The sequence below is a fragment of the Microbispora sp. NPDC046973 genome (genome assembly GCF_040644495.1).
GTDB lineage: Bacteria > Actinomycetota > Actinomycetes > Streptosporangiales > Streptosporangiaceae > Microbispora.
Genome location: NZ_JBEYWQ010000009.1, coordinates 40,031 through 65,983, shown reverse-complemented (window position 1 = coordinate 65,983; position 25,953 = coordinate 40,031). Strand labels below are relative to the sequence as shown.

The following is a 25,953-nucleotide window of genomic DNA, read 5'->3' as shown; positions in this document are numbered from 1 at the left end:
GTCGTCGAAGGCCGCTATCCGCCGGTGGTGTGCGGCGGCAGGTGCACGGTCATGAGCAGCTCGCAGGGCTCGGCGCCGCCGCCCCGGTAGGTGTGGGGGACGCCGCCGTCGAAGGTCGCGGTGGCCCCGGCGGGGACCTGGTGTTCCACGCCGTCGAGGACGAGGGCCAGGCAGCCGCGGATGACGCTGACGGTTTCCACCACCCCCGCCGGGTGGGGGTGGCTGGGATACGCCTCGCCGGGGTGCAGGCGCCAGCGCCACACCTCCACCGGCGCCGGGCCGCTGGTGGTGAGCATGAGACGGGCCTCGCCGCCGTGCTCTCCGGTCCACAGCGGCTCGGTGCCGGCGGCCTCGACGATCTGGATGTCGCGATGCCGCGGGCCCTCGGTGAGGGCCGACACCGACATGCCCAGGGCGTCGGCGAGGCGCACCAGCGTGGCCAGGTTGGGGTTGCCCTGGGCGTTCTCCAGGCTGACCAGCGCTCCCTTGCTCACCTGCGCCCGGGCGCTGAGCTGCTCCACGGACAGGCCCGCCCGCAGCCGGGCCGCCTTCACATTGGACGCCACCGCCCGCAGAGCCGCCGCCGTATGCCCCACTTGCCGTCCCTCCTGCCGGTCACTTTATTGTACCTTACGGTCGTTCCCTTGAAAGGTATGCGTTGTGACCGCTCTCCTGCTGGCCCTGGCCAGCTCTCTCGCGTACGGCTGCGCCGACTTCCTCGGCGGGCTCAGCGCCCGCGGCGCGCACGTCCTGCGCACCGTCGTCATCGCGGCTCCCGCCAGCCTCGCCGTCGAACTCGCCTTGTGGCCCTTCCTCGGCGCGCACTGGAGCCCGGCCGCGCTGGTCTGGGGTGCGGCGTCCGGAGCCGCCTCGGCCGCTGCCTTCGCGCTGCTCTACCGCACCCTGGCGATCGGCCCCATGAGCGTGCTCTCTCCCGTCACCGCGCTGGTATCCGCCGCCCTACCGGTCGGCCTCGGCCTGGCCCAGGGCGAACACCTCACCACCTACGCCCTGCTCGGCCTCCCGCTCGCGCTGACCGCCGTCGTCCTGGTCAGCGCGGGCCCCGGCGTGGGCGCCTCCCGTCCCGGCCGCACGGCCCTGCTGCTGGCCCTGGGCGCGGGCACCGCCATCGCCGCCCAGCTCGTCTGCCTCCACCAGGCCCCCGCCGACAGCGGCCTCGCCCCGATCATCGCCGGCCGCGCCGTCTCCTCCGCCCTCGTCCTGACCGCGGCCGCCCTGCTGCGCAAGCGCCTCGGCGACCGGCGCCCCGCGCCCGCCCTGTGCGCCGCCGCGGGCATGCTGGACTCCCTGGCCAACCTCGCCTTCCTCCTGGCCGCCCGCAGCGGAGACCTCGCCGTCGTCGCCGTCGTCACCGCGCTCTATCCGGCCGGCACCGTCCTGCTGGCGCGCGTCGTCCTGGCCGAACGCATCCACCGCAGCCAGCTCACCGGGCTCGGCGCCGCCGCCGTCGCCGTCGGCCTCCTCGCGCTCAACTGACCACCGGCCCCCAGCGGGCCGTTTCAGTGGGACAGGTCGTGCGGGCCCACGGCGGGACCGTGCTCCAACGGCAGGTCGCCGATGAGGGCGGCTCCCTCGTACGGACCGTCGGGCAGCGCGAGGCGCGGCGGCGGGGGCTCGGCCCGTCCGGACCCGCGCCCGCCCAGGCGGTGCGCGACGTCGTCCCGCAGCTGCGGCAGGTACGCGTAGAGGCGGTCGCCGGGGCAGGCGGTCCGGTTGAGGTCGCGGTGGCCGACGATGGCCTCGTGCGGGTCGAGCGCGTAGGCGTCGCACAGCCAGGCCAGCAGCGCGGTGAGCGCGGACAGCTGGCGGGCCGGGGGCAGGCAGGACGTGTACGTCCCCTCGGTCTCGATGCCCAGCGTGTGGTCGTTGTGATCGGCCGCCTGCGCGCCCAGCACGTGCTTGCCCGCCTCGACGGCCGGCAGCGAGCGGTTGCGGCCCTCCATGACGTATCCGCCCCGGCTGACCGTGAACTGCTCGCCGATGTCCTCCCAGCCGTTGTGCTTCATGTGGTAGCGCTGGATCGTCCGCGACAGCCGGAAGGCCGCGTCGAGGTCGGTCGCGCCCGTGTTCGCCGTCGCCGTGTGGTGGACGACGAGCCGGTCGGGCGCGCGGTCGAGCACGTCGGCCTTGCTCCTGGGCGGGTCGGCCTTCCAGTCCGACCGGGTGTACACGCGCGGCCGCCGCGGGCGGTTCCCGGCCCAGACGGGCGTGGCGGTCGCGACGAGCCCGCCCTGCGCGGTCAGGATCGCCGCGGGCAGGCACGCCGACCAGAGGAGCCCCGTCGATAGAAACGCGCGGCGCGAGACCGCTGGCATCCGTCCTCCCCGAGTGCGCGGGGCCCTCGGGGGCCCTCGTACGGCGGGAGGCGGCATCGATATCCCCTCTCCCCGCCGCGGATATTCCTGCGAGCGGAAAACCGGTCACATGTCAACCGAAATGTCCATGCCATCCCGCGGCGGAAAACGCCGCAGTCCGGTCATGGAATGGCGCTACCGCGATCGCGGGAATTTCCCGAAATACCCACACGCGGGCCAGGGCGGACATGCTGACCTTGCGTGACGGCGACCGGTCCGGGGTCGGTGCGGCCGGCGACACAACCGTGAAACGCGGGCCGCACGAGGGGCGAGCCCGTGTTAACCCGATGTTGCGTCCGTTATGCCTGTGGATTGCATGTTTCGTGGGTGCGGCACATGTAACGGTCGCACGGTCACGCATGGTCAAAGTGCGTAACGCGCTCTTCCTAGCTTCTGTTACCGGCCCCAGCTACAAGGACGCAGGAGGAGCGATGACGGCGACGCAGGCGGCGCGCACGGCCCGGGACGAACCCCGGAAGGGCCGCTGGATCGGTGACTGGCGACCGGACGATCCCGTCTTCTGGGAGAGCACCGGCAAGAAGGTGGCCCGGCGGAACCTGGTGTTCTCGATCCTGGCCGAGCACCTGGGCTTCACGCTGTGGACCGTCTGGAGCATCGTCGCGGTCAAGCTCGGCGCCTTCAAGTTCTCCACCGACCAGCTGTTCTGGATCGTCTCGCTGCCCAACCTCGTGGGCTCGGCGCTGCGCATCCCCTACACCTTCGCGCCGGCCAAGTTCGGCGGCCGGAACTGGACGGTGGTCAGCGCGACGCTGCTGCTGGTGCCCGCCGTCCTGCTCGCGGTGGCGGTGAACGACCCGGGCACGCCCTACTGGGCCTTCCTCCTGATCGCGGCGACGGCCGGGCTCGGCGGCGGCAACTTCGCCTCCAGCATGGCCAACATCACCTACTTCTACCCGCAGAACAGGCAGGGCGCCGCCCTCGGCCTGAACGCGGCAGGCGGCAACATCGGCGTCAGCTCCGTGCAGTTGCTCATGCCGCTGGTCATCGCCGGGTTCGGGCTGGCCGCGGCCGGGTTGTTCTGGGTGCCCTTCGTCCTGGCCGCCGCCGTCGGGGCGTACTTCTGCATGGACAACCTCACCTCGGCCAAGGCCGAGCCGAGGGAGATGGTCAAGGCGGCAGGCCGGGCGCAGACCTGGATCATGTCGGTGCTCTACATCGGCACGTTCGGCTCGTTCATCGGCTACTCGACCGCGTTCCCGCTGCTCATCAAGTCGCAGTTCGCCGAGCACGCCTCGCTGACCTCGCTGGCGTTCCTCGGCCCGCTGGTCGGGTCGCTCATCCGGCCGGTCGGCGGCTGGCTGTCGGACCGCCTCGGCGGCGCCTCGGTGACGTTCTGGAACTTCGCCGCGATGTTCGCCGCGGTCCTGCTCGTCTGGCAGGCCATGTCGGCCCACAACTTCGCGCTGTTCTTCGCGGCGTTCATGCTGCTGATCGGCACCGCGGGCGTCGGCAACGGCTCCACGTACCGGATGATCCCGGCGATCTTCCGGGCGAAGGCGGTGGCCGGCGTCGAGCCCGGCACCCCCGCGTACGAGGAGGCGCTGGCGACCGGCAAGCGCGACGCCTCGGCGGCCATCGGGTTCATCTCCGCGGTGGGGGCCTTCGGCGGGTTCTTCATCAACCGCGGGTTTGGCAGCTCCATCTCCGCCACCGGCGGCGCGGGGGCGGCGCTGGCGGCCTTCGCCGCCTTCTACGCCATCTGCTTCGCGCTCACCTGGTTCTGCTACATGCGCACCCTCGGGGCGAAGTCGGCGCCGAGCCTGGCGGCCGCCCGGGTCTGAGACGCGGCCTTTCGCGGGCGCCCGCGCGGCGCCCGCCTTTTTCGGACTCGTGCTTCACAAGCGGCGACAGCACAAGTGAGCTTTCGAGACGACGGGGTCTCTCACACGCCGCGCTCGCCGAAGTTAGCGCGGTTGGCGCCTTGTAGCACAGCGGTAACAGAAGGGACCCAGCGGTGAAACCGCCTGTAAGCACCATCGGATCCATGCCGATCTCACTGCACGCTCCCGGTCCTGTGATGTCACAGGCCGACGCGGGCACCGTGGTCCACACGGACACAGCCCACACGGACACCGTGCACGCGGACACCGCCGTGGGCTCGGCCACCCACTGCCCGTACTGCGCGCTCCAGTGCGGCATGTACGTCGCGAAGGGGGAGATCACCCCGCGCGAGGACATCCCGGCCAACGCCGGTGGCCTGTGCCAGAAGGGCTGGACGGCGGCGGAACTGCTGACCTCGCCGGAGCGGCTCACCACCCCGCTGCTGCACGGCAGCCCGGTGAGCTGGGATGAGGCGCTCGACTACGTCGCCGCCCGGATCGAGGCCATCAGGGCCGCGCACGGGCCGGACGCCGTGGCGGTGTTCGGCGGCGGCGGGCTGACCAACGAGAAGGCCTACCAGCTCGGCAAGTTCGCCCGGGTCGCGCTGCGGACCAGCCAGATCGACTACAACGGCAGGTTCTGCATGTCCTCGGCGGCGGCCGCTGTCAACCGGGCCTTCGGCATGGACCGGGGGCTGCCGTTCCCCATCACCGACATCGCCCGCGCCGGCGCCGTCCTGTTCGCCGGGGGCAACGTCGCCGAGACCATGCCCCCCTTCGTGCGCCACCTGTCCGCGATGCGCTCCGCGGGCGGCCGGCTCGTCGTCGTCGACCCGCGCCTCACCCAGACCGCCAAGATGGCCGACCTGCACCTGCAGGTCACCCCGGGCACCGACCTCGCGCTCGCGCTCGGCCTGCTGCACATCGCGATCGCCGACGGGTACGCCGACCTGGACTACCTGGCCGCCCGCACGACCGGCTTCGAGGAGGTGCGCACCTCCGTCTCGGCCTGGTGGCCCGAGCGGGTGGAGCGCGTCACCGGCGTCCCGGTCGCGCAGATGCGCGAGGCCGTACGGATCCTCGGCGAGGCGGAGCGCGCGATGGTGCTGACCGGCCGGGGGGCCGAGCAGCACGCCAAGGGCACCGACACGGTCACGGCGTTCGTCAACCTGGCGCTCACCCTCGGGCTGCCCGGCCGTGAGGGCTCCGGCTACGGCTGCGTGACCGGGCAGGGCAACGGGCAGGGCGGCAGGGAGCACGGGCAGAAGGCCGACCAGCTCCCCGGCTACCGCAAGATCGACGACCCGGCGGCACGGGCGCACGTCGCGGGCGTGTGGGGGATCGACCCCGCCGACCTGCCCGGCCCCGGCCGGTCCGCGTACGAGCTGCTGGACGCGCTCGGCACGCCGGAGGGACCGAAGGCGCTGCTGCTGTTCGGCTCCAACCCCGTCGTCTCCGCGCCGCGCGCCGGGCACGTCGCCCGGCGGCTGGACGCGCTCGATCTGCTCGTGGTCTCCGACTTCGTGCTGTCGGAGACGGCGGCCATGGCCGACGTCGTGCTCCCCACGACCCAGTGGGCGGAGGAGGCGGGCACGATGACCAACCTGGAGGGCCGGGTCCTGCTGCGCCGCCAGGCCGCCGCGCCGCCGCCGGGCGCGCGCAGCGACTTGGAGATCCTGCGGGGCCTCGCCGAGCGGCTCGGCTGCGGCGAGAAGTTCTCCGCCGACCCGCGCACGATCTTCGACGAGCTCCGCCTGGCCTCCGCCGGGGGCGTCGCCGACTACTCCGGCATCACCTACGAACGCATCGCGGCCGAGACCGGCGTGTTCTGGCCGTGTCCCGAAACGGCGGGGGAGGAGCCTCACCCCGGGACGCCGCGGCCGTTCCTGGACGGCTTCGCCACCCCGGACGGCCGGGCCCGCATGGTGCCGGTGGAGCACCGCCCGCCCGCCGAGGACGTGGACGAGGAGTTCCCGCTCTACCTGACGTCGGGCCGGGTGCTCGCCCACTACCAGTCGGGGGCGCAGACGCGCCGCATCCGCCCGCTCACCCAGGCGTCGCCCGAGGTGTTCGTGGAGTTGCACCCGGACCTCGCCGAGCGGCTGGGCGTCGCCCCCGGCGACCGCGTGCGGGTGCGCAGCCGCCGGGGCGCCGCCGAGGGCGTGGCCCGCGTGAACGCCTCGATACGGCCGGACACGCTGTTCATGCCGTTCCACTGGGAGGGCGTCAACCTGCTCACCAATCCGGCGCTCGACCCGATGTCGCGGATGCCGGAGTTCAAGGTCTGCGCCGCCGCGATCGAGCGGTGCGCCGAAGACGGGGAGCGTGTCGCGTGAGGCTTGTCGTGGTGGGGAACGGGATGGCGGGCTCGCGCCTGGTGAGCGAGGTCCGCGCCCGGGACAAGGACGTGAAGATCACGGTGTTCGGCGCCGAGGCGTGGCAGCCGTACAACCGGGTCCTGCTGTCGAACGTGGTGGCCGGCACGTCGAGCCCGGACCAGGTCCGGCTCCTCGACCCCCGCTGGTACGCCGACCACGGCGTGACCGCCCGCCTCGGCGTCGAGGTCACCGCCATCGACCGGGACTGCCAGACGGTGGTCGCCGCCGACGGGACGCGCGAGCCGTACGACGTGCTCGTGCTCGCCACCGGCAGCGAGCCGGTCGTCCCGCCGCTCCCCGGCGTGGAGCGGGCGACGGCCTTCCGCACGCTGGACGACTGCGAGCGGATCAGGGAGGCCGCCGTGAGCGCGCGCAGCGCGGTCGTGGTCGGCGGCGGGCTGCTCGGCATCGAGGCCGCGCGCGGCCTGGCCGGCCGGGGCGTCCCGGTGACGCTGCTGCACCTGGCCGGACACCTGATGGAGCGCCAGCTCGACGAGGAGGCCGGGCTCATCCTCCGCGAGACGCTCGGCGCGCTCGGCGTCGCCATCCGCACGGGCGTCACCGTGAGCGCGATCCGCGAGCGGCACGTGGAGCTCGCCGGGGGTGAGCTGATCGACGCCGACCTGGTCGTGCTGGCCTGCGGCGTGCGCCCGGTCGTCGGGCTCGCCCGGGACGCGGGGCTGGAGGTCGAGCGCGGCGTTGTCGTGGACGACGAGCTGCGCACCGACGACCCGTCGATCTTCGCGATCGGGGAGTGCGCCCAGCACGCGGGCCGCGTCTACGGACTGGTCGCCCCCGGCTGGGAGCAGGCGTCGGTCGTGGCCGACCTCGTCACCGGCGCCGACAAGGGCGCGCGCTACCGGGGCTCGCGGCTGGTCACCCGGCTGAAGGCCAGGAGCGTCGAACTCGCGGCGATGGGGGAGACCCAGCTGACGGAGGACGAGGCGGAGATCGTCCGCTTCTCCCACCGGCACAAGGGCACCTACCGCAAGCTCGTCATCCGCGAAGGCCGGCTGGTCGGCGCGATCCTCCTGGGCGAGACCTCCGCGGTGGGCACGCTGACCCAGCTGTTCGACCGGGGAGGACCCCTGCCCGGCGACCGCACGGGGCTGCTGTTCCCCGATCTCGCGGGCGCGGGCGGCGCGGCGGTGGCCGACAGCCCCACCCGGATGCCGGACTCGGCCCGGGTCTGCCAGTGCAACAACGTGACGAAGGGCCAGATCAGGGCGTGCTGGGAGTCCGGCGCGCGGACCGTGGAGGCCGTGGCCGCCGCGACGAGGGCCACCACCGGCTGCGGCAGCTGCCGCGACGCGGTCGAGGGCATCGTCGGCTGGCTGTGTGAGCAGGAAGGCGTAAGCGCATGAGACTCGTCGTTGTAGGACACGGCCCGACGGCACACCGCCTGATCGAGACGCTCGCCGGTCGGGGCTTCGACGGGACGGTCACCGTTTTCGGGGAGGAGCCCCGCCCGGCCTACGACCGGGTGGCGCTCACCTCCTACCTCAGCGGCAAGAGCGTCGAGGACCTCACCTATCCGGTGCCGGACGGCGTCAGGCTCAGGACCGGCGTCCGCGTCACCGCGATCGACCGCGCGAACCGCACCGTCGCCACCGACGCCGGTGACAGCGAGCCGTACGACGTGCTGGTGCTGGCCACCGGGTCGGCGCCGTTCGTGCCGCCGGTGCCCGGCCGGGACCTGCCGGGCTGCTTCGTCTACCGCACGATCGACGACCTGGACGCCATCAGGGACGCGTCGCGGGACGCCCGCGCGGGCGTGGTCATCGGCGGCGGCCTGCTCGGCCTGGAGGCGGCCGACGCCCTGCGCGGGCTCGGCCTCGACACGCACGTCATCGAGATGAGCGGCTGGCTCATGCCGCGCCAGGTGGACGAGGGCGGCGGCTCGGTGCTGCGCGGGCACATCGAGGGGCTCGGGCTGACGATCCACACGGGTGCGGGTGTGCGCTCGATCGAGGCCGGCCCGGACGGCCGGGTCACGTCGCTCGTGAAGCCCGACGGCGAGGCGATCGACGCGCAGATCGTCGTCTTCTCCGCCGGCATCCGGCCGCGCGACGAGCTCGCCCGGGACTGCGGCCTGGAGGTCGGCGAGCGCGGCGGCATCGTGGTCGACGAGGGCATGCGCACCTCCGACGAGCGCATCTACGCGATCGGCGAGTGCGCCCTGGCCGGCGGAATGGTCTACGGCCTCGTCGGGCCCTGCAACACCCAGGCGGAGGTGGCCGCCGAGCGCATCCTGGACGGGGCCGCCGCCTTCACCGGCGCCGACATGTCCACCAAGCTCAAGCTGCTGGGCGTGGAGGTCGCGCAGTTCGGGGCCATGTCGGGCGCGCTCGACGTCACCTACATGGACCCCGTGGGCGGCGTCTACAAGCGGCTGTTCATCAGCGACGACGCCACGACCCTGCTCGGCGGCATCTGCGTCGGCGACGCCGCGCCGTACAACGCGCTGCGGCCGTTCGTCGGCAAGCCGCTGCCCGGCGCGCCGAGCGACCTGCTGTTCGCCGGGGCGGGCAAGGCGTCGGTCGACCTGCCCGACGACGCGCAGGTCTGCTCCTGCAACAACGTCACCAAGGGCAAGATCTGTGAGGCCATCGCCGACAAGGGCCTGACCGACGTGCAGGGCATCAAGGACTGCACCAGGGCCGGCACCACCTGCGGAAGCTGCGTGCCGATGCTCAAGCAGATCCTCGTGAAGTCGGGCGTCGACGTCGGCAAGGCGCTGTGCGAGCACTTCCCCCACAGCCGGGCCGAGTTGTTCGACATCGTCAACGTCCGGGGGATCACGACGTTCTCCCAGCTCATCGCCGAGCACGGGACCGGCCGCGGCTGTGACATCTGCAAGCCCGCGGTCGCCTCGATCCTCGCCTCACTCGGCCGCGGCCACATCCTCGACGGCGAGCAGGCCACGCTGCAGGACACCAACGACCAGTTCCTGGCCAACATCCAGAAGAACGGCACCTACTCGGTCGTCCCGCGCATCCCGGGCGGCGAGATCACGCCGGACAAGCTCATCGTGATCGGCGAGGTGGCCCGCGAGTTCGGGCTCTACACGAAGATCACCGGCGCGCAGCGCATCGACCTGCTCGGGGCCCGGGTCGAGCAGCTGCCCGCCATCTGGCGCCGCCTCGTCGACGCCGGCTTCGAGTCCGGCCACGCGTACGGCAAGGCGCTGCGGACGGTGAAGTCCTGCGTCGGGTCCACCTGGTGCCGGTACGGCGTGCAGGACTCGGTGGGCCTGGCCATCGCCCTGGAGCTGCGCTACCGGGGGCTGCGCTCGCCGCACAAGCTGAAGTCGGCCGTCTCCGGCTGCGCCAGGGAGTGCGCCGAGGCCCGGTCGAAGGACTTCGGCATCATCGCGACCGAGCAGGGCTGGAACCTCTACGTGGGCGGCAACGGCGGCTTCAAGCCCCGCCACGCCGACCTGCTCGCATCCGACCTGTCCACCGACGACCTGGTCAGGACCATCGACAGGTTCCTGATGTTCTACATCCGCACCGCCGACCGGCTCCAGCGCACCGCCGCGTGGCTGGAGAACCTGGACGGCGGGCTCGACTACCTCCGTGAGGTGATCATGGAGGACTCGCTCGGCATCTGCGCCGAACTCGACGCGCAGATGGAGCGGCACGTGTCCACCTACGTCGACGAGTGGCGCGCCACCATCGAGGACCCCGACAAGCTGCGCCGCTTCGTCAGCTTCGTCAACGCTCCCGGCGTGCCCGACCCCTCGATCTCCTTCGAGACCGAACGCGACCAGATCAAGCCGGTGCTGATTCCACTGGAGGCGACCCGCAGATGACCATCCTCGACGAGAAGCCGGCCCTCGCCGGCCACTGGACCCCGGTCTGCTCCTACACCGACCTGCTGCCCGAGCGGGGCGCGGCGGTGCTTGTCGGCGACCGGCAGGTGGCGGTCTTCCGCACCTTCGACGGTGCCCTGTACGCCCTGGGCAACCTCGACCCGTTCAGCGGGGCGTACGTGATGTCCCGGGGCATCGTCGGCACCAGGAACGGCGAGCCGACCGTGGCCTCGCCCATGCACAAGCAGGTGTTCTCGCTGGTGACCGGTGTGTGCGCGGACGACTCCGGCGTCGCCGTGCCGACCTACCCCATTCGAGTCACCGACGGAACCGTGGAGGTGAGCGTGGTATGACCGCGCTGGTGGACGAGGCCTCGACGAGCCTGGAGACGGCGCCGGACGCGCTGGCCGGGTTCACGATCGGGGTGACGGCGACCCGCCGCAGCGAGGAGCTGGCCGCGCTCCTCGAACGGCGGGGCGCCCGGGTCGTGCGGGCGCCCGCGATCCGCATCGTGCCGCTCGCGGAGGACGCCGGGCTGCTCGCCGCGACCCGGGCCTGCCTGGAGGCGCCCGTCGACGACGTGGTCATCACCACAGGGGTGGGATTCCGCGGGTGGATGGCGGCGGCGGAGGGCTGGGGCCTGGCCGCCGACCTGAACGCGCACCTGGGCGGCGCGCGGCTGCTCGCCCGCGGTCCCAAGGCGCGCGGGGCCGTCCGCGCCGCCGGCCTGGTGGACTTCTGGACGCCGGCCACGGAGTCGTGTGAGGAGGTCAAGGAGTACCTGCTCGCGCAGGACCTGCACGGCCGCCGCATCGCCGTGCAGCTGCACGGCGAGCCGCTGGACGGCTTCGTCGCGTCGCTGCGGGAGGCGGGCGCCGAGGTGATCGAGGTGCCGGTCTACCGGTGGCTGCCCTACCGCGACACCTCCCCACTGCGCCGCCTGATCAGCCAGGCGATCACCGGCTCGGTGGACGCGGTGGCCTTCACCAGCGCGCCCGCCGTGCTGGCCATGCTGGGCGCCGCCCGCGCCGACGGGCTGGAGGAGGCGCTGCTCGCCGCGTTCGACACCCGCGTGGTGGCGGCCTGCGTGGGCCCGGTCACGGCCGGGCCGCTGACCCAGCGCGGCGTGCGGGTCGTCCAGCCCGACCGGTCGCGCCTCGGCGCGCTCGCCCGGACCCTCGCCCGCCACCTGCCGGAAAGCGGCGTCACGCGGCTCGTCGCGGGCGGGCACGCGCTGGAGATCCGCGGCCACGCCGTGGTGGTCGACGGCGAGCTCAAGCCGCTGCCGCCCGCCCCGATGGCCGTGCTCAAACGGCTCGCCGAGCGCCCCGGGCACGTCGTGAACCGGGCCGACCTGCGGGTCGTGCTGCCCGGCGGCCCCTCCCGCGACTCGGCCGAGCACGCCGTCGAGATGGCCATCACCCGCCTGCGCCGGGCGCTCGGCCCCTCGGGCATCGTCGAGACCGTCGTCAAGCGCGGCTACCGCCTCGCCTGCGGCAGGGACGAGCGATGACCCCGACTCTGGTGATGGCGGCGCACGGGGCGCGCAGCGGCCACTGGGAGTCGGTCATGGACTCCCTGGCGGCCCGCGTGCGCCGCGCCAGGCCGGGCGCGCCGGTCGAACTCGGCTTCCTGGAGATCAGCGCGCCGCTGCTCTCGGACGTGCTGTCGCGGGTGGCAGGACCGGTCGTGGTGGTCCCCATGCTGCTCGCCGGGGGATACCACGCGCACATCGACCTGCCGGCCGTCGTCGCCCGCACCCGGCCCGACGCCGTCGTCGCCGGGCAGCTCGGGCCGCACCGGCTGCTGACCTCGGTGCTGGCGCGCCGCCTGGCCGCGGCCGGCCTGCGGCCCTGCGACGCCGTGATCCTGGGCGCGGCCGGCTCGTCCGATCCCGCCGCGCTCGACGACGTCCGCGCCGCCGCCCGGCTGTTGTCCGTACGGCTCTCGCGTCCCGTCACCGCCGCCTTCGCCTCGGCCGGGACGCCCACGCTCGCCGAGGCGCTGGAGCACACCAGGGCCGGCCTCGCCCCGCGGGTCGCCGTCGCCTCCTACCTGCTCGCGCCCGGCTTCTTCCACGACCGGCTGGTGAGCAGCGGCGCGGACCTGGTCAGTGCGCCCCTCGGCGTGGACGACGACCTGGCCGCCCTCGTCTGGGCCCGCTTCGACGAGGCCCTCGCCCGGCCCCGCGCGGCCGTTTCGCCCGCCCGCGCCTCGTACCCCGCCGTCACCCGGGCCTGAGCGGACCGCCTCCGCGCCTTTCCCCCCGGAAGCCGGATCAGGCGGCATGGTCGCGGAGGTACTGGGCGAACGCCTCCCTGGCCAGCTGCGACACGGTCTTGCCCTCACGTTCCGCCAGCGCCCTGGCCTTCTCCTCCGGACTCAGGTGCCGTGAGAGAGGGACGGCCGACCGTCCGGCGCACGTGCTCGACCGCGGCCTCGGCATAGGCCTCGTCGATCCGATTCCCCCGTCTGTCGTAGAGCTCCTCCGTGCCCAGGTCGACGTCCGACTCGTCGTCCACGGTGAGCTCGACGTCCTCCGGGGGCCAGGGTCCCGTGTACTCGGTCATGGCTCGTTCCTCCTGAACGCGGTCGGCGTCGCGTGGATCACCAGCAGGTACTTCTCGGTCAGAACGGCGATCGCGCGCTGTCCCGATGCGAGGCTTCCGCGCTGACTGCGTGAACCTGTTTCTCCGCGCAACGAGGAATTGTGCCATGCACAATAGGGTCACTGTTCACGCGTTGTGATTGATTGCTTGCGCTGGGTTCGCAGGCGTGCTGTGCCGGCGAGGGCGCGGGGCGTCGTCGAGGACCTGGCCGCTCTCGTCCGGCCCGCTTCGACGAGGCCCTCGCCGGGCCCCGCGCGGCCGTTTCGCCCGCCCGCACGTCGTACCCCGCCGTCACCCGGGCCTGGGCGGACCGCCTCCGCGCCCTTTTTCTCTTTTTTTCCACCGTGCCGGTCCGCTCGCAGGCCGGCGCGCGGGCATTTGTGACTCCGCCGGCCCGGAGAATTTCCCTTACAGGCTCGAATAATTCGGTAGGACGGCTGTCCGGTCGGGGTCGTCGGCCCGTCGATTACCGGTCGAGGGCTTGCCGTATAGGGGTTGACCTGTGCTTCCGTAGCCATCACCCTTACCCAATAACCGAGGAAAAAGGGTCCGAAATTCACCGTCCCGGGAATGGCCGCGAAGCGTTGTCCGGCCATGTGGCGAGTTCGCCATTCCGCAGATCCGGGGCTTTTGCCTGATGGTTCATTCGCCGTGATTGTGAGGAGGCGAAGATGCCGCATGCCCAAAACAGGTGTTCTCCGCCGGCGGCGCGCGGAGAACGGCCAGAGAAACTGCTGCGCCTCCTGGCCGAGGACCTGCTGACGATCGTCGAGCGGGACCCGTCCGTGCGCGACCGGAAGGAGGCGCTGCTGCACCCGGTGCTTCCCGCGCTGTGGCTGCACCGGGTCGCCCACCGGCTGCACCGCCGCGGCCGGCGCCTGCCGGCCCGGCTGCTGATGCTCCTCGCGCGGTGCGTCACCGGGGTGGAGATCCACCCGGGTGCGGTGCTCGGACGCAGGGTCTTCGTCGACCACGGCGCGGCCGTGGTGATCGGGGAGACCGCGGTCGTGGGCGACGACGTGACCATCTACCACCAGGTGACCCTGGGGGCGGTCGGCTGGTGGCGCGACAACCTGCGCGCGGACGGGGAACGGCGGCATCCGGTGATCGGAGCCCGCGTGGTGCTGGGCGTCGGCGCGACCGTTCTCGGCCCGGTGCGCGTGGGCGACGACGCCGTCGTCGGGGCGCGGGCGCTCGTCCTCGGCGACGTGCCCGCCGGCGCGCGCGCCCTCGCCCCCGCCGGGACCCTGTCACCGCCTCGTGGCGGCATGCCGTCGTCCCGTACGGCCAGGGCCCACCCGCCCCGGCCCTCCGACGTTCGACCCTCCGACGAAAGGAATGGATCGATGAATCCGGACAGCACGGTCCTGATAGTCGGCGCCACCGACGAAACCGTGCGCAAGGCCAAGGAGCTGGGCCTGACCGTCCTGCTGCTCCAGCACCCGACCAAGGTCAGCCCCGAGCAGGAGGAGCTCGCCGACGTCCTGCGCGTCCTGGACTACACCGACTGGGCGGTCGTCGAGCCCGTCGTGAGGCAACTGTGGCAGGAGCCGGGGTTCCGGGTCGCGCTGTCCATCACCGAGCCGGGGCTGGAGAACGCGGGACGGGTCAACGACCTGTTCGGCCTGGGCGGCACCGGCTACGAGGTCACCAGGAGGTTCCGCGACAAACTGGCCATGCGCCGCCACCTCGCGTCGGTTCCGGGCGCGGAGCTCGACCCCTCCGCGGTGGCCGCCGCGCCGCTGCGGCGGCGTGAGGACCTCGACTCCTTCGGCGCCGCCCACGGCTATCCGTTCATCGTCAAGCCGACCGACGCGACCGCGAGCATCGGCGTCTTCCGGGTCGGGGGACCGGAGGACGCCGAGCGGATCTGGGCCACGGTGGAAGGGTTGCGCGGCACCCGGACCGACCGGGTCTCGACCATGTACCTCCTGCGCGACTTCCTCATGGAGGAGTACGTCGAGGGACCGGAGTTCAGCGTCGAGGCGTTCAGCTTCGCGGGCCGCCACGTCGTGGTGGCGGTCACCGAGAAGTTCGTGCACGCCGACCGGTTCGCGGAGCTCGGCCACGCCGTCCCCGCCCGGCTGGACGAGCCGGTGCGGGAGCGGATCCACGCGAGCGTGCGCCGCTTCCTCGACCTGATCGGCCTCAGAGACGGCGTCACGCACACCGAGCTGCGGCTCGGTCCGCACGGCCCGGTCGTCATCGAGAGCCACAACCGGGTCGCCGGCGACATGATCCCCGAGCTCGTGCGCGGCGCGTACGGCATCGACCTGGTCGAGTACGCCCTGGGCTGGCCGTTCGGGCTGGTCCCGGAGCTGCCGGATCGGCCGGAGGCGCACGCCGGGGCCAGCGTGCGCTCCCTGGTGAGCGAGCCGGGGCGGGTCGAGTCGGTGGAGGGCGTCGCCGAGGCCGCGGCGCGCGACGGCGTGCTCGACGTGCGCGTCACCGCCAAGCCCGGCGACACGGTGCACGCCTTGCGCGACAACTGGGACCGGCTCGGCCTGGTGGCGGTGACCGGCCCCGACACGGACGCGGCCATCCGCCGCGGCGCGGAGGTCATCGACGACGCCATCCGGATCCGGGTCGTGGGCGAGGACGGACGGACCTGGCTCGCGCACGCGGCCGAGGCCCGATCCCTGGCGGAGGTGCCGGCATGAGCGTCGTCATCGTGCACCGCAACCCGCTGGAGCCGTTCCCGTACGACCGCTGGCTGCGCGACTACGAGGGCCCGGTGGTGATCCTCGCCGCCCGCGACAGGTTCGAGCCGTTCGGCGAGCCGATCCCCGAAGGAAACCTCGGCTACACGCATCTGGAGCTGTTCGACCACGACGACCAGGTGGCCGGGCGGGTCGCGCGCCTCGCCGCCGAGTACGGCGCCACGCACCTGATCGGGGAGCACGAGGCCGACGTGCTGCGCGTGGCGGCCCTGCGCGAGGAGCTCGGGCTGCCCGGCGCACGGGCCGCCGACGTGCTGCCGTTCCGGGACAAGGCCCTGATGAAGGAGCACGCGGCGCGGGCCGGCGTGGAGGTCGCGCCGCACACCGTGCCCCGGACCGCGGCGGAGGTGTCGGCCTTCGCCGAAGCCCACGGGTTCCCCCTGGTGGTCAAGGACCGGTCGGGCTTCAACTCCATCGGCCTGCGGATCCTGCGCGACCGGGACGCGCTGACGGCCTTCCTCGCCGAGGCGTACGGCTCGGGGCGGGACGGGCAGCGGGACGACCTGCTGCTGGAGGCGTACGTGCCCGGCCGCATGTGCCACGTCGACGGGCTGGTGGTGGACGGCGAGGTCGTGCTGGCCTGGCCCTCGCAGTACCAGTACGAGCTGGCCTCGTTCGGCACCGACCCCGGCTCCCGGGTCGACCTGGCGCTCGACCCCGGCGACCCGCTCACCGGCCGCCTGCTCGAGCTGACCGGGCGGACGCTGGCGGGCCTGCGGCGGCCCGGCGGCCGGCTGCGCGACCACGCCTTCCACGCGGAGATCTTCCACACGCCCGACGACCGGCTCGTCCTGTGCGAGATCGCCTGCCGGTCCGGCGGCGGGAAGATCCGCGAGGTCTTCCACACCCTGTTCGGAGTCAACCTCGCCGAGTGCTCCATCCGCGCCCAGCTCGGCCTCCCGCTGCCCGACGTGGAGCGCGCCGTACGCCCCGGGCGGCGGCCGGAGCCGGCCCGGATGGCCGGTCAGGTCCTGATGATGAAGCGGCCGGGACTCATTCATGCGCTGCCCGACGCCCCGCGGGAGCCCTGGGTGGAGCACTTCTGGCTCTACGCGCGGCCGGGCCAGGTGGTCCCGCCCGCCTCCGGCTCGGCCGACTTCCTGACCGTGGCCATCGCCTCGGCCCCCACCCGCGCGGAGTGCGAGCGCAGGCTGCGCTCGCTCGGCGCGCGGCTGGAGGAGCAGGTGCGGATCGAGGCGGTGCCGTCGTGACCCGCCCGCCGACGCGGGTGCGCTACATGGCCGGAATGGTGGTCGACGCCACCGGCAGCGGCATGTACCTGCCCCTGTCCCTGCTGTTCTTCCACCACGTCACCGGACTGCCGATCGAGCGGGTCGGCGTCATCATGACCGCGGCGGCGCTGTTCAGCCTGGTCGGCAACCCGATCGCGGGCGTGCTCGTCGACCGCTTCGGCGCGCGGGCCGTCGTCGTGGGCGGCTACCTGGTGCGCGCCGCGGGGTTCGCCGTCTACCCGCTGGTGGACTCGCCGATGACGATGTTCCTCGCGGTGGCGCTGGTGGCGCTCGGCGACGGCTCCTACCCGCCGTCGATCCAGTCGTTCGTCGCCGCGATCACGCGGGGCGCGGACCGCGACCGGCTCCTCGCCGCGCAGCGCAGCCTGCGCAACGCCGGCCTCGGCGCGGGCGGCCTCATCGCGGGCGCCGCGCTCGGCCTGGGCAGCGACGCCGCCTACCGGGTGATCGTCCTCGTCAGCGCCGCCGCGTTCGCCGGCGCCGCGCTGATCCTCCGCACGATTCCTGTTCCCGGCGGCCGGGCCGGTGCGGCCCCGCGCGCGGCGGCCGCCGACCGGCGGAGCGGGGGATACCGGCTCGTCCTGCGCGACCGGACGTTCCTCGCGCTGACCCTGCAGAACGTGCCGACCGCCTTCGGGTACATGGTGCTGTCGGTGGCGCTGCCCGTCTACGTCACCCAGGAACTGGACGTCCCCGCGTCGCTGGTCGGCGTGCTGTACGCCGTCAACACCGTCGGCATCGCGCTGCTGCAGATCCCGGTGACGCGGCGGTTGATCCGGTATCGGCGCACCCGCACGGTCGCGGCCGGGGCCGCCACGTTCGCGGCGTCGTTCGCGGCGTTCGCCCTGCTGGCCGGGGTCCCCGCACGGCCGGTCGCCCTGGCCGGGGTCTTCGCCGCGACGGCGCTGTTCACCCTGGGGGAGATGCTGCACGGCGCGCCGCTGTCCGCGCTCGTGTCGAGCGCGGCCCCCGAGGAGACCCGCGGCAGGTACATGGCGGTCTACCAGTTCTCCTGGGCGATCCCGATCACGCTGGCTCCGGCCGTGCTGACCGCCCTGCTGAGCCTGTCGCCGGTCTCGATGTGGCTGCTGCTCGCGGGAGGCGTCTCCTGCTCGGCCCTCACCATGCTCCGCCTGGAGTCCCGGCTGCCCGCCCGGGCCGTCCACGCGCGGGCGCCCGAAGACCCGGAAAACCCCGAAGACCCCGAAGAGACAGACGACCGTCGCGACGCGACGGCGAGACAGAAGGCTGGTGTGGACTGATGGGCAGATCGAGTTGGCATGTGCTGCAGGGGGAGGACCCGGCGTACGCGCTGCCGGAGGCCGCCGGACAGTGCGGCTGGGTCAGCCAGTTGCGCCCCCTGATCAGGGAGATGAGCCGGCCGGGAGACGTCGTGCTCGACCCGTTCGCCGGCTGGGGGACCACGCTGGTGGCCTGCGCGGTCGAGTCCCGGAAGGGGATCGGCCTGGAGGTCTCGCCGGAGCGCGCGGAGCAGGCGCGAAAGCGCCTGGAGGCGTATCCCGGCCAGACGATGCTGTGCGCCGACGCCCGCACGCCGCCGCTGCCGGCGGAGTCGGTGGACTTCGTCCTGGCCGACCTGCCCTACTTCGGCACCGACCTCGACACCGACTCCACGGTGGAGGGCCAGTTCTACGCGCTGCGGGACTACGAGGAGTACCTGAGCGCGGTCGACGAGGCATTCGCCGCGGTGACGAAGGTCATGCGGCCCGGCGCGCGGGCGGTGCTGGCCGTCCAGAACCGCCGCCTGGCCGGCAGGTTCGTGCCGCTCGCCTGGGACGTCGCCCGGGTGCTCGGCCGCCACCTGACCCTCGGCGACGAGCGGATCCACTGCTACGACCGGCCGGTGAGCGACGACGACCCGATGCTGACCAACCGCTCGCACGAATACCTGCTGGTGGCCGAGAAGGAGCAGGCATGATCCCCCTGGTAGGCCGCGACGTAGCGACCAGGATCGACGACCTCATCGGCGGCACGCCCCTGCTCCGCCTCGCCCTCGACGGCCTGCCCCCGGCCGCCGCCGTGCTCGCCAAGCTGGAGGCGGCCAACCCGCTGTCGAGCGTCAAGGACCGGGTGGCGCTGCGCATGATCGAGGAGGCCGAGGCGTCCGGGGCCCTGACCCCCGGCGCGACCGTGATCGAGTCCACCTCGGGCAACACCGGCATCGCCCTGGCGGCGATCGCGGTCAGCCGCGGACACCCCTGCGTCGTCGTGATGCCGGACAACGCGTCGCGGGAGCGCACGCTGACCCTGCGCATGCTGGGCGCCCGGGTCGAGTTCACCGACCACGCCCTCGGCTTCCAGGGGTGCGTCGACCGGGCGACGGAGCTGCACGCCGCCGTCCCCGGGTCCTGGTACGCCCGCCAGCACGAGAACGCCGCCAACGTCATGGCCCACTACACGACCACGGGACCGGAGATCTGGGCCGCCACCGGCGGCGAGGTCGACGTGCTGGTGTGCGGGGTCGGGACCGGCGGCACCCTCACGGGAACGGCCCGCTACCTCCGCGAGCGCAACCCCCGGCTGCGCGTCGTCGCGGTCGAGCCGGAGGGCTCCCCCCTGCTGTCGGGAGGCGCCCCGGGACCGCACCGGATCCCCGGCCTCAACGGCGGCTTCACCAGCCCCGTCACCGACGTCACCCTCATCGACGACGTGATCACCGTGGCGGACGACGAGGCGGCCGCCATGACCCGGCGCATCGCGGCCACCACCGGGCTGCTGGTCGGGGTCTCCTCGGGTGCGGCGGCGTACGGCTGCGCCGAACTCGCCCGCCGTGAGGACCTGTCGGGGCGGACGATCGTGACGATCTTCCCGGACACCGGCGAGCGCTACCTCAGCTGGTGGCCGGACTGACCCTTCGCGACGTCCCGGGGTCAGCGGTCGGTGCCGCGGTCGCGGCGGCGCAGGTAGCGCTCGAACTCCGCCGCGATGGCGTCGCCGCTGGCCTCGGGCAGCTCGGCCGCGTCCTTGCGCTCCTCGAGCTCCCGCACGTACTCGGCCACCTCGCTGTCCTGGGCCGCCAGCTCGTCGACGCCGTGCTCCCAGGCCCGCGCCTCCTCGGCCAGGTCGCCGTACGGCATCGGGATGTCGAGCATGTCCTCGATGCGGCGCAGCAGCGCCAGGGTTGCCTTGGGATTGGGCGGCTGGGCGACGTAGTGCGGGACCGACGCCCACAGGGACACCGTCCGCAGCCCGGCGGTGCCGAGGGTGTGCTGCAGCACGCCCACGATGCCCGTCGGGCCCTCGTACTTGGTCAGCTCGAGGTTGAGCGCGCGGGCCATGCCGGGGTCGCTGACCGAGCCGGTGATCGGCACAGGCCGGGTGTGCGGCGAGTCGTTGAGCAGCGCGCCGAGCAGGATGGCCAGCTCGATGCCGAGATCGTGGCAGAGCCCGACGATCTCGGCGCAGAACGACCGCCACCGCATGTTGGGCTCGATGCCGCGCAGCAGCACCACGTCGCGCTTGGCGCCCGGCGGGCGGGCCAGCAGCAGCCGGGTCGTCGGCCAGACGATGGAGCGGGTCACGCCGTCGCCGAGCTCGACCACCGGCCGGGTCACCTGGAAGTCGTAGTAGTCCTCGGGGTCCAGCTCGACGAGCGGGGTGGCCTTCCACTCGGACTCGAGGTGCGCGAGCACGCCGCTGGACGCCTCGCCGGCGTCGTTCCATCCCTCGAACGCGGCGATCAGCACCGGGTCGACGAGCTCGGGGAGCCCTTCGAACTCGATCACGCGCCGCCTCCTCACTGGCCTTGTGCAGTATGACTCAGTCCAAGACTATTCGGTGAGGGGCCCCGTACGTCACCTCCGCCAGGCACCGGCCCGTCGCGCTGCGTCTACCTGCGGCGTCGCGCCGGCGGACGTGGACCCGTCGTCCCTCACGCAACCGGTATTCCCGCTTACCGCGCGCGGACGATGTTCCGTCCGGCGGGGCCGATAGGCTTGCCTCCATGACCAGCAGACCGTCGTTCCGAGAAGTGCTGTCCGAGCGAGTCCTGATCGCCGACGGAGCCATGGGGACGATGCTGCAGTCCTACGACCCCACCCTTGACGACTTCCAGGGCCACGAGGGCTGCAACGACGTGCTCAACGTGAGCCGTCCCGACATCGTACGGGCCGTGCACGACGCGTATCTGGAGGTGGGCGTCGACTGCGTCGAGACCAACACCTTCAACGCCAACCGCGCGGCCCTGGGTGAGTACGGCATCGAGGACCGCATCTTCGAGCTCTCCGAGGCCGGCGCGCGGCTGGCCAGGGAGCGCGCCGACCACTGGTCGACGCCGGACCGGCCCCGGTTCGTCCTCGGCTCGATGGGCCCCGGCACGAAGCTCCCCACGCTCGGCCACCTGCCGTACGAGACGCTGCGCGACGCCTACCGCGACAACGCCGCCGGCCTGATCGCGGGCGGGGCCGACGCCCTGATCATCGAGACCTGCCAGGACCTGCTGCAGGTGCGGGCGGCGGTCGTCGGCGCGAAGCGGGCGGTCGAGGCCGCCGGGCGGGACGTTCCGATCATCACGCAGGTCACCATCGAGACCAACGGCGCGATGCTGCTCGGCTCCGAGATCGGCGCCGCGCTGACCGCGATCGAGCCGCTCGGCGTCGACCTGATCGGCCTCAACTGCGCCACCGGCCCGACCGAGATGAGCGAGCACCTGCGCTACCTGGCCAGGCACTCGCGGATCCCGATCTCCTGCATGCCGAACGCCGGTCTGCCGCAGCTCACGGCCGACGGCGCGTACTACCCGCTGAGCCCGGGTGAGCTCGCGGACGCGCACGAGGCGTTCACCCGCGACTACGGGCTGGCGCTGGTGGGCGGCTGCTGCGGCACCACCCCCGAGCACCTGCGCCAGGTGGTCGAGCGGGTGGGCGGCCGCGCCCGCGGCGAGCGGCGGCCCCGCCCGGAGGCGGGGGCGGCCTCGCTCTACCAGCACGTGCCGTTCCGGCAGGACACCTCCTATCTCGCCATCGGCGAGCGGACCAACGCCAACGGCTCCAAGGCGTTCCGCGAGGCGATGCTGGCCGGCAACTACGAGGAGTGCGTGGAGATCGCCCGGGCGCAGGCCCGCGACGGCGCGCACATGCTCGACCTGTGCGTCGACTACGTCGGCCGCGACGGCGTCGCCGACATGAAGGAGCTGGCCTTCCGTTTCGCCACCGCCTCGACGCTGCCGATCGTGATCGACTCGACCGAGCCCGCCGTCATCGAGGCCGGGCTGGACATGATCGGCGGCCGGGCCGTGGTCAACTCGGTCAACTACGAGGACGGCGACGGCCCCGACTCCCGCTTCCAGCGGATCATGCGCCTGGTCAAGGAGCACGGCGCGGCCGTGGTCGCGCTGACCATCGACGAGGAGGGCCAGGCCCGCACCGCCGAGGGGAAGGTGCGGATCGCGACCCGCCTCATCGAGGACCTGGTGAACAACTGGGACATGCGGGTCGAGGACATCATCGTCGACTGCCTGACGTTCCCGATCGCCACCGGCCAGGAGGAGACCCGGCGCGACGGCCTGGAGACGATCGAGGCGATCCGCGAGCTCAAGCGCCGCTACCCGGGCGTGCAGACCACGCTGGGCGTCTCCAACGTGTCGTTCGGCCTCAACCCCGCGGCCCGCATGGTCCTGAACAGCGTCTTCCTCAACGAGTGCGTCAACGCGGGGCTCGACTCCGCCATCGTGCACGCCTCCAAGATCCTGCCGATGAACCGGATCCCGGACGAGCAGCGGCAGGTCGCGCTCGACCTGGTGTACGACCGCAGGCGCGAGGGCTACGACCCGCTGCAGCGGTTCATGGAGCTGTTCGAGGGCGTGGACGCGGCGTCCATGAAGGCCGGCAAGGCGGCCGAGCTGCTCGGGCTGCCGCTGTGGGAGCGGCTCAAGCGGCGCATCATCGACGGTGAGCGCAAGGGCCTGGAGGCCGACCTCGACGAGGCCCTGGCCCAGCGGCCGGCCCTGGAGATCATCAACGACGTGCTGCTCGACGGCATGAAGGTCGTCGGCGACCTGTTCGGCTCCGGCGAGATGCAGCTTCCCTTCGTGCTGCAGTCGGCCGAGGTGATGAAGACGGCCGTGGCCTACCTCGAACCGCACATGGAGAAGGTCGAGGGCAGCAGCAAGGGCCGCATCGTGCTGGCCACGGTCAAGGGCGACGTCCACGACATCGGCAAGAACCTCGTGGACATCATCCTGTCCAACAACGGCTACGACGTGGTGAACCTCGGCATCAAGCAGCCGGTGTCGGCGATCCTTGAGGCCGCGGAGGAGCACCGCGCCGACGTGGTCGGCATGTCCGGGCTCCTGGTCAAGTCCACCGTGGTCATGAAGGAGAACCTCGAGGAGATGAACTCCCGGGGCCTCGCGGACAAATACCCCGTGCTGCTCGGCGGCGCCGCCCTGACCAGGGCGTACGTCGAGCAGGACCTGGCCGACCTCTATCGGGGCGAGGTCCGCTACGCGCGTGACGCGTTCGAGGGCCTGCGCCTGATGGACGCCTTCATGGCGGTCAAGCGCGGCGAGGACGGCGCGGCGCTGCCGCCGCTGCGCGCGCGGCGGGTGAAGACCGGCGCCGTGCTGAAGCGGACCGCGGAGGAGGATCTGCCGGCCCGCTCCGACGTCGCGGCCGACAACCCGGTGCCCACCCCGCCGTTCCTCGGCGACCGGGTCGTGAAGGGCATCCCGCTGGCCGACTACGCCGCCTTCCTCGACGAGCGGGCGACGTTCATGGGCCAGTGGGGCCTCAAGGCCGCCCGGGGCGGCGAGGGCCCGTCGTACGAGGAACTGGTCGAGACCGAGGGCAGGCCCCGGCTGCGGATGTGGCTGGAGCGGCTGCAGACGGAGAACCTGCTGGAGGCGGCGGTCTCCTACGGCTACTTCCCCTGCGTCAGCGAGGGCGACAACCTGATCATCCTGGACGACGACGGGAAGGAGCGGACCCGCTTCACCTTCCCGCGGCAGCGGCGCGACCGGCACCTGTGCCTGGCCGACTTCTTCCGCTCCCGCGAGTCCGGGGAGACCGACGTCGTCGCCTTCCAGGTGGTGACGATGGGCAACCGGATCAGCGAGGCCACGGCCGAGCTGTTCGCCAAGGACGCCTACCGCGAATACCTGGAGCTCCATGGTCTGTCGGTGCAGCTGACCGAGGCGCTGGCCGAATACTGGCACGCGCGGGTGCGGTCGGAGCTGGGCATCGGCGGTGACGAGTCGCTGGCCGACATGCTCAAGGTGAACATCACCGGCTGCCGCTACTCCTTCGGCTACCCGGCCTGCCCCAACCTGGAGGACCAGGTGCAGGTCATGGAGCTGCTCGATCCCGCGCGCATCGGCGTGACGCTGTCGGAGGAGTTCCAGCTCCACCCCGAGCAGGCCACCTCCGCGCTGGTCGTCCACCACCCCGAGGCGAAGTACTTCAACGTCTGACCGGGCGCATCGCCCTTCACACGCGCCCCTTACCATGTTGGTCCCCCCTGCTCGGGGGGACCAACGGGGGGAAGGGGCCACGTGGACGCCGTGCTGTTCGACATGGACGGGCTGCTCGTCGACACCGAAGGGGTGTGGTTCGAGGTCGAGACCGAGGTGGTCACCCGCCTCGGCGGGAGCTGGGGCCCTGAGCACCAGGAGCAGCTCGTGGGCGGCTCCTGGGACCGCACCGTCGCGTACATGCTGGAGCTGACGCAGGCCGACGTCGACCCCGCGGTGGTGGGGGAGTGGCTGATCGACGGCATGGAGAGCCGGCTGACGAGAGGCGTCGAGCCCATGCCGGGGGCCCTCGACCTGCTGCGCGGGCTCGGCGACCAGGGCGTGCGTACGGCGCTGGTCACCTCGTCGCTGCGGAACATCGCCGACGCCGTGCTCAAGGCCGTCGGGCGCGAGCACTTCGAGGTCGTCGTGACGGCCGACGACGTCACGTGCACCAAGCCGCACCCGGAGCCGTACCTGACCGCGGCCGGCCTGCTGTCGGTGGACCCGGAGCGGTGCGTGGCGCTGGAGGACTCGCCGAACGGCGTCGCCTCGGCGACCGCCGCGGGCTGCCGGGTCGTCGCCGTGCCGGGAATCCTGCCGATCGCCCAGGCGCCCGGGCGGGTCGTCATGCCCTCGCTGCTCGACGTGGACGTGGACTTCCTGCGGTCGCTCGTCCGGTAGCAGCGGGCCCCCGCGTCGTCGCCTTCCGGGTGCCAGGATGGAGGGTACGCCGTGGACGAAGGGGACCCGCCATGACATATAACGACATCGCCTGGCTGCCGCTGTGCGCCGGCCTCACCGCGGTGGGCATCGGGCTCAGCTATCTGGCCTTCCGGCGCAGGGGAGTGACCGCCGGCCTGCGGGCCACCGCCTGGTCCCTGCTGCCGCTGGCCGCCTACCTCACCGGCGCGCTGCAGACGCTCTGGAACATCGGCGCGGCGGCGGTGGGCTTCGTGACCGGCCTGGTCCTGTCGCCCGCGGTGTGGGCCGGGGTGATCCTGGCCGGGCTGTCGGCGCTGCTGTTCGTCGTCTCCGGCACGCTGCGCGGCCGCGCCCTGTCCCGCACCCGTACGGCACGGCCCGAGCCTGAGGGAGCCGCCGCGGCGCCAGAGCGGCCTGCTACGCCTAAAACGGCACAGACCGGGAAGACGGCACCGCGACAGGTGGAACAGCCCGCAGGGGACGATTTCTCCGACATCGAGGACATTCTCAAGCGCCGGGGGATCAGCTGAACATCCCACATCGTGGGACCAAGTTACCGGTCAGTGCAATGTTACAGTTCCACGACATAATCGAAACGGGACGCGGACAAACGCTCCAAGATCAACACGAATGAGTTTCGCGTGAATCACAGTTGAGCCACAGGGCACCTCTGGGGACTGGTCAGCCCAGCTCAGACCATAGATTCTGCCTCCGGGGGTCGCACACCACGCGGCCCCTTCGGACAATGTCGTCTGGGATCCAGGGGGCCTGCACCAAATGGCCGTGCGAG

The 25,953-nt window shown here is 72.5% G+C and carries 20 protein-coding genes; 16 read left to right on the top strand and 4 right to left on the bottom strand.

Features of this window, described 5'->3' with window-relative positions:
• Positions 1-14: 14 nt before the first annotated feature.
• Positions 15-596, bottom strand: a complete 582-nt coding sequence (locus tag ABZ860_RS18755; RefSeq protein ID WP_357221623.1) for an XRE family transcriptional regulator — start codon at positions 594-596, stop codon at positions 15-17.
• 64 nt (positions 597-660) lie between these two features.
• Between ABZ860_RS18755 and ABZ860_RS18750 the strand changes: the two genes are divergently transcribed.
• Entirely contained in the window at positions 661-1,497 is an 837-nt protein-coding gene (locus ABZ860_RS18750) for an EamA family transporter (RefSeq protein WP_357221620.1), read from the top strand.
• A 23-nt stretch (positions 1,498-1,520) separates the two neighbouring features.
• Here ABZ860_RS18750 and ABZ860_RS18745 read toward each other — a convergent pair whose 3' ends face one another.
• Positions 1,521-2,336, bottom strand: a complete 816-nt coding sequence (locus ABZ860_RS18745; protein ID WP_357221618.1) for a peptidoglycan recognition family protein — start codon at positions 2,334-2,336, stop codon at positions 1,521-1,523.
• Positions 2,337-2,806: 470 nt separating this feature from the next.
• Between ABZ860_RS18745 and ABZ860_RS18740 the strand changes: the two genes are divergently transcribed.
• The 7 genes from ABZ860_RS18740 to ABZ860_RS18710 all read left to right on the top strand — a co-directional run bounded on the left by ABZ860_RS18740 (position 2,807) and on the right by ABZ860_RS18710 (position 12,649).
• The gene (locus ABZ860_RS18740; protein WP_357221615.1) at positions 2,807-4,177 is read left to right on the top strand and encodes an MFS transporter; all 1,371 of its coding nucleotides are present in this window, start codon (positions 2,807-2,809) and stop codon (positions 4,175-4,177) included.
• Between the two features lie 203 nt (positions 4,178-4,380).
• Positions 4,381-6,552, top strand: coding sequence for a molybdopterin oxidoreductase family protein (locus ABZ860_RS18735; RefSeq protein ID WP_357221612.1), 2,172 nt, complete (start codon positions 4,381-4,383; stop codon positions 6,550-6,552).
• Positions 6,549-7,958, top strand: coding sequence for an FAD-dependent oxidoreductase (locus ABZ860_RS18730; RefSeq protein ID WP_357221610.1), 1,410 nt, complete (start codon positions 6,549-6,551; stop codon positions 7,956-7,958). The genes ABZ860_RS18735 and ABZ860_RS18730 overlap by 4 nt, the downstream gene beginning before the upstream one ends.
• On the top strand, positions 7,955-10,408 hold the full coding sequence (nirB, locus tag ABZ860_RS18725) for a nitrite reductase large subunit NirB (RefSeq protein WP_357221607.1): 2,454 nt from the start codon (positions 7,955-7,957) through the stop codon (positions 10,406-10,408). The genes ABZ860_RS18730 and nirB overlap by 4 nt, the downstream gene beginning before the upstream one ends.
• Positions 10,405-10,761 (top strand): nitrite reductase small subunit NirD, encoded by a 357-nt coding sequence (gene nirD, locus ABZ860_RS18720; RefSeq protein WP_193204705.1) that lies wholly within the window; start codon positions 10,405-10,407, stop codon positions 10,759-10,761. The genes nirB and nirD overlap by 4 nt, the downstream gene beginning before the upstream one ends.
• The gene (locus ABZ860_RS18715) at positions 10,758-11,921 is read left to right on the top strand and encodes a uroporphyrinogen-III synthase (RefSeq protein WP_357221603.1); all 1,164 of its coding nucleotides are present in this window, start codon (positions 10,758-10,760) and stop codon (positions 11,919-11,921) included. Before nirD ends, ABZ860_RS18715 begins: the two co-directional genes overlap by 4 nt.
• Positions 11,918-12,649 (top strand): sirohydrochlorin chelatase, encoded by a 732-nt coding sequence (locus ABZ860_RS18710; RefSeq protein ID WP_357221600.1) that lies wholly within the window; start codon positions 11,918-11,920, stop codon positions 12,647-12,649. The genes ABZ860_RS18715 and ABZ860_RS18710 overlap by 4 nt, the downstream gene beginning before the upstream one ends.
• Before the next feature lie 104 nt (positions 12,650-12,753).
• Here ABZ860_RS18710 and ABZ860_RS18705 read toward each other — a convergent pair whose 3' ends face one another.
• A complete protein-coding gene (locus ABZ860_RS18705) occupies positions 12,754-12,978 on the bottom strand; it encodes a hypothetical protein (RefSeq protein ID WP_357221597.1) in 225 nt (74 codons plus the stop codon).
• A gap of 710 nt (positions 12,979-13,688) precedes the next feature.
• Between ABZ860_RS18705 and epsC the strand changes: the two genes are divergently transcribed.
• The 5 genes from epsC to ABZ860_RS18680 are packed head-to-tail and all read left to right on the top strand — an operon-like array spanning position 13,689 to position 19,861.
• Positions 13,689-15,677: a serine O-acetyltransferase EpsC gene (gene epsC, locus ABZ860_RS18700; RefSeq protein ID WP_357221594.1), complete on the top strand. Its 1,989-nt coding sequence runs from the start codon at positions 13,689-13,691 to the stop codon at positions 15,675-15,677.
• A complete protein-coding gene (locus tag ABZ860_RS18695; protein WP_357221591.1) occupies positions 15,674-16,948 on the top strand; it encodes a hypothetical protein in 1,275 nt (424 codons plus the stop codon). The genes epsC and ABZ860_RS18695 overlap by 4 nt, the downstream gene beginning before the upstream one ends.
• On the top strand, positions 16,945-18,252 hold the full coding sequence (locus ABZ860_RS18690; RefSeq protein ID WP_357221588.1) for an MFS transporter: 1,308 nt from the start codon (positions 16,945-16,947) through the stop codon (positions 18,250-18,252). The genes ABZ860_RS18695 and ABZ860_RS18690 overlap by 4 nt, the downstream gene beginning before the upstream one ends.
• Positions 18,252-18,929 (top strand): DNA methyltransferase, encoded by a 678-nt coding sequence (locus ABZ860_RS18685; RefSeq protein ID WP_357221585.1) that lies wholly within the window; start codon positions 18,252-18,254, stop codon positions 18,927-18,929. Before ABZ860_RS18690 ends, ABZ860_RS18685 begins: the two co-directional genes overlap by 1 nt.
• Positions 18,926-19,861, top strand: a complete 936-nt coding sequence (locus tag ABZ860_RS18680) for a cysteine synthase family protein (protein WP_357221582.1) — start codon at positions 18,926-18,928, stop codon at positions 19,859-19,861. Before ABZ860_RS18685 ends, ABZ860_RS18680 begins: the two co-directional genes overlap by 4 nt.
• A gap of 20 nt (positions 19,862-19,881) precedes the next feature.
• On the opposite strand, the gene ABZ860_RS18675 is transcribed toward ABZ860_RS18680, so the two are convergent.
• Positions 19,882-20,736 (bottom strand): PAC2 family protein, encoded by an 855-nt coding sequence (locus ABZ860_RS18675; RefSeq protein ID WP_079315266.1) that lies wholly within the window; start codon positions 20,734-20,736, stop codon positions 19,882-19,884.
• A gap of 218 nt (positions 20,737-20,954) precedes the next feature.
• On the opposite strand from ABZ860_RS18675, the gene metH reads away from it, so the two are divergent.
• The 3 genes from metH (at position 20,955) to ABZ860_RS18660 (ending at position 25,693) form a co-directional block, all read left to right on the top strand.
• Positions 20,955-24,419, top strand: a complete 3,465-nt coding sequence (metH, locus tag ABZ860_RS18670) for a methionine synthase (protein ID WP_357221579.1) — start codon at positions 20,955-20,957, stop codon at positions 24,417-24,419.
• 81 nt (positions 24,420-24,500) lie between these two features.
• Positions 24,501-25,142 carry an HAD family phosphatase gene (locus tag ABZ860_RS18665; RefSeq protein ID WP_357221576.1) on the top strand — a complete coding sequence of 214 codons (642 nt, stop codon included), beginning with the start codon at positions 24,501-24,503 and terminating at the stop codon, positions 25,140-25,142.
• 71 nt (positions 25,143-25,213) lie between these two features.
• A complete protein-coding gene (locus ABZ860_RS18660; protein ID WP_357221573.1) occupies positions 25,214-25,693 on the top strand; it encodes a cellulose synthase in 480 nt (159 codons plus the stop codon).
• The last annotated feature ends 260 nt before the right edge of the window (positions 25,694-25,953 follow it).

Excerpts from the sequence above, each read along its gene's own strand:
- ABZ860_RS18745 (WP_357221618.1), bottom strand. The coding sequence starts at position 2,336 with ATGCCAGCGGTCTCGCGCCGCGCGTTTCTATCGACGGGGCTCCTCTGG.
- ABZ860_RS18740 (WP_357221615.1), top strand. The coding sequence starts at position 2,807 with ATGACGGCGACGCAGGCGGCGCGCACGGCCCGGGACGAACCCCGGAAG.
- ABZ860_RS18735 (WP_357221612.1), top strand. The coding sequence starts at position 4,381 with ATGCCGATCTCACTGCACGCTCCCGGTCCTGTGATGTCACAGGCCGAC.
- nirB (WP_357221607.1), top strand. The coding sequence starts at position 7,955 with ATGAGACTCGTCGTTGTAGGACACGGCCCGACGGCACACCGCCTGATC.
- nirD (WP_193204705.1), top strand. The coding sequence starts at position 10,405 with ATGACCATCCTCGACGAGAAGCCGGCCCTCGCCGGCCACTGGACCCCG.
- ABZ860_RS18715 (WP_357221603.1), top strand. The coding sequence starts at position 10,758 with ATGACCGCGCTGGTGGACGAGGCCTCGACGAGCCTGGAGACGGCGCCG.
- ABZ860_RS18710 (WP_357221600.1), top strand. The coding sequence starts at position 11,918 with ATGACCCCGACTCTGGTGATGGCGGCGCACGGGGCGCGCAGCGGCCAC.
- ABZ860_RS18705 (WP_357221597.1), bottom strand. The coding sequence starts at position 12,978 with ATGACCGAGTACACGGGACCCTGGCCCCCGGAGGACGTCGAGCTCACC.
- epsC (WP_357221594.1), top strand. The coding sequence starts at position 13,689 with ATGCCGCATGCCCAAAACAGGTGTTCTCCGCCGGCGGCGCGCGGAGAA.
- ABZ860_RS18695 (WP_357221591.1), top strand. The coding sequence starts at position 15,674 with ATGAGCGTCGTCATCGTGCACCGCAACCCGCTGGAGCCGTTCCCGTAC.
- ABZ860_RS18685 (WP_357221585.1), top strand. The coding sequence starts at position 18,252 with ATGGGCAGATCGAGTTGGCATGTGCTGCAGGGGGAGGACCCGGCGTAC.
- ABZ860_RS18680 (WP_357221582.1), top strand. The coding sequence starts at position 18,926 with ATGATCCCCCTGGTAGGCCGCGACGTAGCGACCAGGATCGACGACCTC.
- metH (WP_357221579.1), top strand. The coding sequence starts at position 20,955 with ATGACCAGCAGACCGTCGTTCCGAGAAGTGCTGTCCGAGCGAGTCCTG.
- ABZ860_RS18660 (WP_357221573.1), top strand. The coding sequence starts at position 25,214 with ATGACATATAACGACATCGCCTGGCTGCCGCTGTGCGCCGGCCTCACC.